Source organism: Paracoccus sigandri, assembly GCF_003709565.1.
GTDB classification, from domain to species: domain Bacteria; phylum Pseudomonadota; class Alphaproteobacteria; order Rhodobacterales; family Rhodobacteraceae; genus Paracoccus; species Paracoccus siganidrum.
Genome location: NZ_QNRC01000006.1, coordinates 228223 through 238480 on the forward strand (window position 1 = coordinate 228223; position 10258 = coordinate 238480).

Genomic DNA, 10258 nt, shown 5'->3' on the forward strand with positions numbered 1-10258 from the left:
CTGCCCCTGTCTCACGAAGGCAGCTCGATCAATCCGAGGCCCCAGGGGAGGGGAATCCCGAAGATCCGCCGCCACCGCCTGCGCCTGCAGGCGGGTGGAACCCGGTGCCGCGCTGGCGGCCGGGGCGGTCCCTCGCGGCCTCATGCAACGGAAAGGAAACAACATGGGCAAGGTCGTTTGCGTTCTCTACGACGATCCTATCGACGGTTATCCCACCTCTTACGCGCGGGATGATCTGCCGAAGATCGACCGCTATCCCGACGGGCAGAGCCTGCCCACGCCCAAGGCCATCGATTTCACGCCCGGCCACCTGCTGGGCTCGGTCTCGGGCGAGCTGGGCCTGCGGAAATACGTGGAATCCCTCGGCCATGAATTCGTGGTCACATCCTCCAAGGACGGCCCGGATTCCGAACTGGAGAAACATCTGGCCGATGCCGAGGTGGTCATCTCGCAGCCGTTCTGGCCGGCCTATCTGACCGCCGAGCGGATCGCCAGGGCGCCGAAGCTGAAGCTGGCGCTGACGGCGGGCATCGGCTCGGACCATGTCGACCTGCAGGCGGCGATCGATCGCGGGATCACCGTGGCCGAGGTGACATACTGCAACTCGAACAGCGTCGCCGAACATGTGGTGATGATGGTCCTCGGCCTCGTGCGCAACTACATCCCCAGCTACAACTGGGTGCTGAAGGGCGGCTGGAACATCGCCGATTGCGTCGCCCGGTCCTATGATGTCGAGGGGATGCATGTCGGCACGGTCGCGGCCGGGCGCATCGGCTTGCGGGTCCTGCGGCTGCTGAAGCCCTTCGGGATGCACCTGCACTATACCGACCGCCACCGCCTGCCCGCCGAGGTCGAGCAGGAACTGGACCTGACCTGGCACGAAACGCCCCAGGACATGTATCCGCATTGCGACGTGGTGACGCTGAACTGCCCGCTGCATCCCGAGACCGAGCACATGGTCAACGACCAGACGCTGAAGCTGTTCCGGCGCGGCGCCTATCTGGTCAACACCGCGCGCGGCAAGCTGTGCGACCGCGACGCCATCGCGCGGGCGCTGGAGAGCGGCCAGTTGGCGGGCTATGCGGGCGACGTGTGGTTCCCGCAGCCCGCGCCGCGGGACCACCCGTGGCGGACCATGCCGCATCACGGCATGACGCCGCATATCTCGGGCACCTCGCTGTCGGCGCAGGCGCGCTATGCGGCGGGCACGCGCGAGATCCTGGAATGCCATTTCGAGGGCCGGCCGATCCGCGACGAATACCTGATCGTCCAGGGCGGCAACCTGGCCGGGGTGGGGGCGCATTCCTATTCCAAGGGCAATGCGACCGGCGGCTCGGACGAGGCCGCGAAATTCGAGAAGGTCGACTGACCAGGCTGGCCCGCGCGGGATGGCTGCGCGGGCCGTTCATCTGTCCGGAACATCCCATGTCCTACGATACCGAAGCCGCCGCGGTCACATCCCCGGCCAGCGCATTTTCCGCCCATCTCCGCAAGGCGGGGCCTGCCGCCCTGGTCTCGGGGCTGGGGGGCACGCTTGCCATCTGGTGCCTGGCGACAGTGACGCAATCGCTGGAACAGGCGCTGCTGATCGCCCCCTTCGGCGCAAGCTGCGTCTTGCTGTTCGCGCTGCCCTCCAGCCCGCTGGCGCGACCGCGCAACGTGATCGGCGGGCATTTCCTGTCGGCGCTGGTCGGGCTTTTGGTGCTGGCGCTGGCCGGCGACGGCACGCTGGCCTGCGGCATCGGCGTCGGGCTGGCCATCGCGGTCATGCAGTTCACCGGCACGCTGCATCCGCCGGCCGGAGGCAATCCGCTGGTGGTCATCATGACCGGCGCCGGCTGGCCCTTCCTGGTCCTGCCGGTGCTGGCCGGAACCATCGCGCTGGTCGCGCTGGCCTGGGCCTATCACCGGGCGATCTCCAGGCGCAGCTATCCCGGCTGATCCGCCGCGACCGGAAGACCGGCCGCCGCCGCGTCGAAATGGCGTTGCATGTCGGCATGGGCGGCGCATTCCTGCAAGGCCCCGGACATCGGCGATTGCGGATCGCGATGGGACAGCACCAGCCCGATCAGCTGGCGCCGCACCGGCTCGATCATCTCGCGCAGCGCCAGGTCGGGCATGTCGCCGAACAGATAGCCGAAACTGTGCGGCACGATCGCGCACCAGGCGCCGTTCTTCAGATGCGAGGCGACGCCCAGGAAGGAATTGCTGACCACATGCGGCCGCATCGAGACCCCGGCGCTGGCGGCGATATGGTTCAGGATGCGGCGGTTCTGCATGTCCTCGGACAGCAGGCACAGCGGTTCGCGCACCGCCTCGGCCCAGGGAACGGCCTTGCGCCGCGCCAGCGGGTGATCCTGGCGGCAGGCGAAGACATAGCGTTCGTAATACAGCGGCACGCGGCGCACGTTTTCCAGCGGCTCGTTCTCCAGATAGGTGACGCCGCCGTCGATCTCGAAATTCTCCAGCGCGGCGCTGATCGCCCGCGACGACATCGAGCGCAGATCGATCGAGGACAAGGGATGCCGCGTGGCGAATTGCGCCGACAGGAACGACACCGAGGGCATCGCCGCCGGGATCACCCCCAGCCGCAGCGTGCCCCGCAGCCCGCCCTTGCGCTGGCCCGCCAGGTCGTTGCGCAGGCTGTCGTAATCGGTCAGGATCTGGCGCCCCCAGTCCAGCAGCTTCCTGCCCTCGGAGGTCAGGCCCCGGAAGCGATGGCCGCGCACGATCAGCGGAAAGCCCAGGTCCTCCTCCAGCTTGCGGATCGCCTGGGACAGGGTCGGCTGCGTGACGTTGCAGGCCTCGGCCGCCCGTCCGAAATGCTGCATCTCGGCCAGCGTCACGAAGAATTTCAGATGCCTTATCAGCATGGACAGCCCTCTTTCGGGATCGGACCGAAGATCGCCTGGCGATATTTCCGCTGGAGCATATCGGTGGGGGCATCGCAAGGAAAGCGAAACAAGCGCAAGGAGGTTTCCGCCACCCTTGTCCCTTGTATAAGACCGGCCGGGCGTTTGGAAGACTGACTTTTTCAGTCGGAGTTGCCGATGCCGCCCCTTGGGGTGGGCCTTGGTTGCGATGCGAAAGCCGCGGCATTGATATCGCGGACAAACTTAAAAATTGACACGCGTAAATTTATTGCGTAGCTTTCCCCCGAGCCGCCGCAGGGGAGGAGCTTTGGCGGCCGGTCGGGGTTCCCGGCGATGTCTCCTCGAAATGCGAGATCCTGGGAGGATTCCATGAGTTTCAAGAAAGCGCTTTCGGCGCTGCTGACCACTGTTGCGCTAGGCTCGGCCGGGGCCGCCTTCGCCGATGGGATCGGTGCGTCCCTGCTGACCCAGCAACACCCGTTCTATATCGAGCTGGCGGATGCCATGAAGGCCGAGGCCCAGGCGAAGGGCGTGCCGCTGGAGATCAGCATCGCCAACCAGGACCTGAACAAGCAGCTGGCGGATGTCGAGGATTTCGTCGTCAAGGGCGTCGAGGTCATCATCATCTCGCCCGTCGACAGCCAGGGCGTCATGGCCGCCATCGCGCGGGCCGAGGCGGCGGGGATCAAGGTCATCACCGTCGATGTGCCCGCCGCCAATGCCGAGGTCGTCTCGCATATCGGCACGGACAATTACACCGGCGGCGTCAAGGCCGGCGAGCTGATGGCCGAGGTTCTGGGCGGCGCGGGCAAGGTCGCGATCATCGACTATCCGACCGTGCAATCCGTGGTGGCGCGGGTCGAGGGCTTCAGGAAGGCGCTGGAGGCGCATCCCGAGATCGAGATCGTCGCCCAGCAGACCGGCATCACGCGGGCCGAGGCGCTGGCGGTGTCGCAGAACATGCTGCAGGCCAATCCCGACATCACCGGCATCTTCGGCTTCGGCGACGACGCCGCGCTGGCAGCCGCCGTCGCGGTCAGGTCGGCCGGGCTGGAGGACCAGGTGAAGGTCATCGGCTTCGACGGGATGGAAGAGGCGCGCAACGCCGTCGACAGCAACCCGGTAATGGTCGGCGTCATCCAGCAGTTCCCCGACCAGATGGGCAGGACCGCGGTCGAGACCGCCGCCCTGGTGATCGAGGGGCAGGAGGTCCCGGCCGAACAGCCCATCGTGCCGGGCGTCTATACCAAGGAGTGACGCATCCGGGACCGTTTCGCGATGATGCGGTCCCGCTTCCCTGTCCGAGGAGGGGCCTGGCAATGACGCAGGCGAACCAGATCGTGCTGTCCTTGCGCGATATCAGGAAGAATTTCGGCCCGGTCGAGGCGCTGAAGGCCATGAAGCTGGAGGTCCGGCCCGGCCGGGTGCACACCATCCTGGGGGAAAACGGCGCCGGGAAATCCACGCTGATGAAGATCCTGGTCGGCGTGCACCAGCCCTCGGGCGGGGAAATGCGACTGGACGGGCGGCCCTATGCGCCGCAGAACCCGAAGGACGCGGCCGCCCAGGGGCTTGCGATCGTCTTTCAGGAACTGAGCCTGTGCAACAACCTGACCGTCGCCGAAAACATCATGGCGACGCATGAGCCGGCGCGTTTCGGCTTCATCAACGACCGGAAATTGCGGGCAGAGGCGCGGGCGCTGGTCCGCGACCTGGGCCTGCCTGTGGATGTGAACGCGAAGGTCGGTCATCTCTCGATCGCGCAGCGCCAGCTTGTCGAGATCGCCAAGGGGCTCGGCAGGCCCGCGAAGGTGCTGATCCTGGACGAGCCGACCTCGTCGCTGTCGGATTCCGAGGCCGAGATCCTGTTCGGCATCATCGAACGGCTGAAGGCGCGGGGCACCGCGATCATCTACATCTCGCACCGCATGGAAGAGATCATGCGGCTGTCCGACGACATCACGGTCGTCCGCGACGGATCCTATGTCGCGACGCGCGAACGCGATCAGACCTCGATCGAGGAGCTGATCGCGCTGATGGTCGGGCGCAGGATGGACGAGATCTATCCGCCGCGCCTTGCGCCCGCGCCCGGCGCGGACGTGCGGCCCGTCCTGGAGGTGCGCGGCCTGTCCTGCGAGGGGCGGTTCCGCGATGTCGGCTTCGCGCTTCGCCCCGGCGAGATCCTGGGCTTCTTCGGCCTGATCGGATCGGGCCGGTCCGATGTGATGAATGCGCTCTTCGGGATGCGGTCGGTGACGGGCGAGATCCGCGTCGACGGCAAGCCCCTGCGGCTGCGCAATCCCGCCGAGGCGATCGCCGCCGGGATCGGCTTCGTGACCGAGAACCGCAAGGAGGAGGGGCTGGTCCTTGGCGCGCCGCTGCGCGCGAACATTTCCATGGCCGCGCTGGACGGCTTTGCCGGAAAGGCCGGTTTCCTGCGCTTCGGCCGGGAACGCCGCGCGGCCCGTGCGGAAGTCCGGCGCCTGGGGGTGCGCGCCAATTCGCTGGAAACGCTTGCGGGCAACCTGTCGGGCGGAAACCAGCAGAAGATCGTGCTGGCGAAATGGCTGCTGACGCGCCCCCGCGTGCTGATCCTGGACGAGCCGACGCGCGGCGTCGATGTCGGCGCGAAATTCGAGATCTACCGCATCATCCGCGAACTGGCCGCCGAGGGAACCGCGATCCTGCTGGTCTCTTCGGAACTGCCCGAAGTGCTGGGGCTGGCCGACCGCATCGCCATCATGGCCGAGGGCGATCTGAGGGCCACGGTCGCGCGCGGCGAGCTGACCCCCGAAATCGTCATGGCCCATGCAACGGGAACCCATCAATGACCCAGACAACCGATACGAATATCAGCGCCGGACGAGAGCATCTGCGCGCCGCCCTGCATCAATATGGCGGTATCCTGGTTTCGCTGGTCGTGCTCTGCGTGATCTTCACGCTGCTGAACGAGCGTTTCATGACCGTCGCCAACCTGACCAATATCCTGCAGCAGGTGGCGGTGGTCGCCATCGCCGCCTTCGGGATGACCTGGGTGATCCTGCTGGGGGAAATCGACCTGTCCATCGGCTCGATCATCGCCGTGGCGGGCATGGCGGGCGCGCAGGCGCTGGCCTTCGGCTGGGGATTTGCCCCCGCGCTCGTGTTCACGCTGCTGGCCGGGGCGGCGATGGGGCTGGTGAACGGCGTGCTGACCGCCAAGCTGCTCTTGCCGTCCTTCATCGTCACCGTGGCGACGATGGGCATCTATCGCGGCATGGTCAGCCTGCCGACCAACGGCGCGCCGGCGATGATCTCGGATCCGACATGGACGGCGATCGGCAGCGACAGCTGGGCGGGATTGCCGATCATCATCTGGATCGTGGTGGCGCTGTTCATGTTCAACCATATCCTGCTGTCGCGGACGACCTTCGGGCGTCGGGCCTATCTGACCGGCGGCAACCGCGAGGCGGCGCTGTATTCCGGCATCAAGGTCGACCGGCTGAAGATCGCCATCTTCACGCTGTCGGGGGTGATGGCGGCGATCTCGGGGATCCTTCTGTCCTCGCGCCTCTATTCGGCCCAGACCAATGCCGGGACCAGCTACGAGCTGGACGCCATCGCCGCCGCCGTCCTGGGCGGCACCAGCCTGGCCGGCGGGGTCGGCACCATGGTCGGCACGCTGATCGGCGCGCTGATCATCGGGGTGATGAACAACGGCATGAACATGCTGTCGGTGCCCTATTTCTACCAGCTGATCGTCAAGGGACTGGTGATCCTGGTCGCGGTCTGGCTGGATGTGCGTGCCAAGCAGCGGCGAGGTTGAGCATGAAGAAGGTCCTGACGATCGGCGAAGTGCTGGTCGAGATCGTGGCGACCACCAGGGGCGAGGGCTTCCTTCAGGCGCAGCCGCTGGTCGGCCCGTTCCCCTCGGGCGCGCCGGCGATCTTCATCGACCAGGTGGGCAAGCTGGGCACGCCCTGCGCCATCGTCTCGCGCGTCGGCGACGACGATTTCGGGCGGGTGAACATCGAGCGGCTCTCGGCGGACGGGGTCGATGTCTCGGGGATCGAGATCGCGCCCGGAGAAACGACCGGCAGCGCCTTCGTCCGCTATCGCGAGGATGGCAGCCGCGCGTTCCTCTACAACATCCGCCACAGCGCCTGCGGCAAGATCCGCCCCACGCCGGCCTCCGAGGCGCTGGTCGAGGGCTGCGGCCACCTGCACGTCATGGGCTCGGCCCTGTCGGTGCCGGATCTGGGCGGCATGGTCATGGACGCGGCGCGGCGGATCAAGGCGCGGGGCGGCACGATCTCCTTCGATCCGAACCTGCGGCCGGAACTGCTGGACGCGCCGGGGATGCGCCGGGCGCTCGAGGCCGTCCTGGCCATGACCGACCTGTTCCTGCCCTCGGGCGAGGAGCTGTTCCTGTTCGATGCCGCCGGGGACGAGGCGGGCGCGGTCGAGGCCCTGCTGGGGCGCGGCATCCGCAGCATCGTCGTCAAGCGCGGCGCGGCGGGGGCAAGCCTGTTCCAGAACGGCCTGCGCGTGGATGCCCCGCCGCTGGCGGTCGAGGAACTGGACCCGACCGGCGCCGGGGATGCCTTCGGCGGCGCCTTCCTGGCCTTCTGGCTGGCCGATGCCGATCCGGCGCAGGCGCTGCGCCTTGCCAATGCGGCCGGGGCGCGGGCCGTGACCCGGCTGGGCCCGATGGAAGGCACCTCGAATCGCGCCGAACTGGACGCATTGCTGCAAGACCCGAAAGGCTAGACCGATGATCGCGAACCCGCTGCACGCCATCGCCGAATGGCGCGACCGTCCCGGCCCCTCGGGCATCCCCTCGATCTGCACCGCGCATCCGCTGGTGATCGAGGCGGCGATGCGCTGCATCGCGCCCACGCCGCTGCCACTGCTGATCGAGGCGACCTGCAACCAGGTCAACCAGGAGGGCGGCTATACCGGCATGACGCCCGCCGATTTCCGCCGCTTCGTCGAGGGCATCGCGCGTGAAGCGGGGTTTCCGCTGGACCGGCTGATCCTCGGCGGCGACCATCTCGGCCCCAACCCGTGGAAGACCCTGCCCGCCGACCAGGCCATGGCCAGGGCCGAGACGATGATCCGCGACTATGCGGCGGCCGGCTTCACCAAGCTGCACCTGGACTGCTCGATGGGCTGCGCCGGCGAGCCGGTGGCGCTGGACGACGCGGAGACAGCGGCCCGCGCGGCGCGGCTGGCGGCGGCGGCCGAAGCGGCGCGGCCCGCGGGGGGCGTGGCGCCGGTCTATGTCATCGGCACCGAGGTCCCGATCCCCGGCGGCGCGATGGAAGAGATCGAGGGCCTGGAGATCACCAGCCCCCGCGCGGCCCTGACCACCTTCGAGGTGCATCGGCGGGCCTTCGCGGATGTCGGCCAACAGGACGCATTCAGTCGCGTCGTCGGACTGGTCGTCCAGCCGGGGGTGGAGTTCGGCAATCACAACGTCATCGACTATGACCCGGCCGCGGCGCGCGACCTTTCCGCCGCGTTGGCGCAGATGCCGGGACTGGTCTTCGAGGCGCATTCGACCGACTACCAGACCCGCGAGGCCCTGACCGCGCTGGTCCGCGACGGTTTCGCGATCCTGAAGGTCGGGCCGGGCCTGACTTTCGTGCTGCGCGAGGCGCTCTATGGGCTGGACGCCATCGCCGAGGAGCTGTTCCCCGGCAGGCGCCAGCGGACCCTGCGCCAGGCAATGGAGGCGGTCATGCAGCAGGCCCCCGGAAACTGGGATCGCTACTATCACGGCTCCGATGCCGAACGCGCCCTGCAGCGGCATTTCTCCTACAGCGACCGGATCCGCTATTACTGGCCGCAACCGGCCGCCGAACAGGCGGTGGCAGAGCTTCTGGCGCTGCTGGGCGATGCCGATCTTCCCGAGACGCTGGTCGCACAATATCTGGGCGGGCTCTATCCCGAGGTCCGGGCCGGCCGCCTGCCGCCGCGCGCCCGCGCGCTGACCCTGGCGGCCGTCGAGCGGCTGGCGGCGGATTACGTGGCGGCCTGCCGCGGCTGATCGCCTGCCGGCGGGCGTCCTTGACCCCTGCCGCACTGCGGCGGATAGTGTAAAAATATGTTTTTACGCGAGATAATATGACACCTCGGGAGATTTCCGAAGGGAAGGGGCGCGGAATGGAAGACCAGAAGATCAGGAACATGGAGGAGTTTTCGGCGGTCAGCGGCATCTCCAGGCCGACGATCTCGAAATATTTCAACGACCCGTCCAGCGTCCGCAAATCCACCCGCGAACGGATCGAGAAGGCCATCGCCCGCTATGGCTATCGGCCCAACCTCTTCGCCATCAACCAGAACCGCAAGCTGACCAGGAATATCGGCATCATCGTCCCGCATATCGTCGATCCGTTCTATGCCGAGATCGTCCGCCATATCGAGATGCGCTGCGCCGAGGCGGGATACTGGGCGATCGTGCTGGGATCGCACGGGGACCCGGAGCGGGAGCTGAATGCCCTTGAGATGCTGTACTCGCTACGCATCGCCGGGGCGATCATCGCGCCGCTGGGGGACAGCTCGGTCTCGGACCGGATCCGGCAGGTCGCGGCGGATATCCCCACTGTCATCTTCGACAATCACATGAACGGCGAGGAGATCTTCTTCGGCACCGACAATTTCCAGTCGATCGGCCTGATGGTGGATTACCTGTGCCGCAGCGGAGAGCCCCCCTGCTTCCTGGACATGCCCGCCGTGAACACCAATGCCCGCGAGCGCCGAGAGGCCTATATCCGCGCCATGGAGATTGAGGGCCATGATCCGCATGTCATTCCCATCCAATCGACCGGCTGGGAATTCGAGGAGCTGGGCCACCACGCCGGGCTGGAGATCCTGTCCGCCCGGCAATTGCCCTGGAACACGATCCTCTGCGCCAACGACCGCCTGGCGATCGGCCTGATCGCCGCGGCCTTCGAGCGGGGGCTGCGCGTCGGACGCGGTGCCGCGACGGCCTTGCGGATCGCCGGCCACGACGACCACCCGATGGCGCGCTTCACCGCCCCCGCCCTGACGACCGTGGCCCAGGACTATGTTTCCATTGCGGAAAACAGCGTGTCCACGCTGTTCCACATGATCGAGGAGGGCAAGCGCCCGCTTGATCCCGTGCGCCGCCTGGAGGGGCGGCTCATCCTGCGAGCCTCGGCGTGAACTGCGTTGATTCCGTCAATATTTTCGTGCGTAAAAAATAGAATGTCAACGGCGGAGTAAAACCCTGCCACGCGGCGGCGCAAAAGTCTGCCAGTTAGCGGCACAAGCACGGAACGTCGGGAGGGCGTAGCCCGACCAGAGTTCCGTGCTTGTGCCGTTGGTATTTTTTGAAAGGGGTCAGCCGGCCTTTCGGGCGCGGCTTTGGGCGAGACGAT

9 protein-coding genes are annotated in these 10258 nt (G+C 67.0%); 8 read left to right on the forward strand and 1 reads right to left on the reverse strand.

All coding sequences use genetic code 11. From position 1 onward, the window contains the following. Nucleotides 1-163: 163 nt before the first annotated feature. Nucleotides 164-1369 carry an NAD-dependent formate dehydrogenase gene (locus C9E82_RS07855; RefSeq protein WP_119896710.1) on the forward strand — a complete coding sequence of 402 codons (1206 nt, stop codon included), beginning with the start codon at nucleotides 164-166 and terminating at the stop codon, nucleotides 1367-1369. Between the two features lie 56 nt (nucleotides 1370-1425). Continuing rightward, nucleotides 1426-1941: an HPP family protein gene (locus C9E82_RS07860; RefSeq protein ID WP_119896711.1), complete on the forward strand. Its 516-nt coding sequence runs from the start codon at nucleotides 1426-1428 to the stop codon at nucleotides 1939-1941. Here the strand turns inward: C9E82_RS07860 and C9E82_RS07865 are convergent. After that, nucleotides 1929-2873, reverse strand: a complete 945-nt coding sequence (locus C9E82_RS07865) for a LysR family transcriptional regulator (RefSeq protein ID WP_119896712.1) — start codon at nucleotides 2871-2873, stop codon at nucleotides 1929-1931. The two genes, C9E82_RS07860 and C9E82_RS07865, sit on opposite strands and share 13 nt — an antisense overlap. A gap of 369 nt (nucleotides 2874-3242) precedes the next feature. On the opposite strand from C9E82_RS07865, the gene C9E82_RS07870 reads away from it, so the two are divergent. The 6 genes from C9E82_RS07870 (at nucleotide 3243) to C9E82_RS07895 (ending at nucleotide 10043) form a co-directional block, all read left to right on the forward strand. Next, nucleotides 3243-4130 carry a substrate-binding domain-containing protein gene (locus C9E82_RS07870; protein ID WP_119896713.1) on the forward strand — a complete coding sequence of 296 codons (888 nt, stop codon included), beginning with the start codon at nucleotides 3243-3245 and terminating at the stop codon, nucleotides 4128-4130. A gap of 62 nt (nucleotides 4131-4192) precedes the next feature. Continuing rightward, nucleotides 4193-5704, forward strand: coding sequence for a sugar ABC transporter ATP-binding protein (locus C9E82_RS07875; RefSeq protein WP_119896714.1), 1512 nt, complete (start codon nucleotides 4193-4195; stop codon nucleotides 5702-5704). Continuing rightward, nucleotides 5701-6678, forward strand: a complete 978-nt coding sequence (locus tag C9E82_RS07880; RefSeq protein ID WP_119896715.1) for an ABC transporter permease — start codon at nucleotides 5701-5703, stop codon at nucleotides 6676-6678. Before C9E82_RS07875 ends, C9E82_RS07880 begins: the two co-directional genes overlap by 4 nt. A gap of 2 nt (nucleotides 6679-6680) precedes the next feature. Next, nucleotides 6681-7622 carry a tagatose kinase gene (locus C9E82_RS07885; RefSeq protein ID WP_119896716.1) on the forward strand — a complete coding sequence of 314 codons (942 nt, stop codon included), beginning with the start codon at nucleotides 6681-6683 and terminating at the stop codon, nucleotides 7620-7622. Nucleotides 7623-7626: 4 nt separating this feature from the next. Next, nucleotides 7627-8904: a D-tagatose-bisphosphate aldolase, class II, non-catalytic subunit gene (locus C9E82_RS07890; protein ID WP_119896717.1), complete on the forward strand. Its 1278-nt coding sequence runs from the start codon at nucleotides 7627-7629 to the stop codon at nucleotides 8902-8904. Nucleotides 8905-9020: 116 nt separating this feature from the next. Next, entirely contained in the window at nucleotides 9021-10043 is a 1023-nt protein-coding gene (locus tag C9E82_RS07895) for a LacI family DNA-binding transcriptional regulator (RefSeq protein ID WP_119896718.1), read from the forward strand. Nucleotides 10044-10258: the final 215 nt, after the last annotated feature.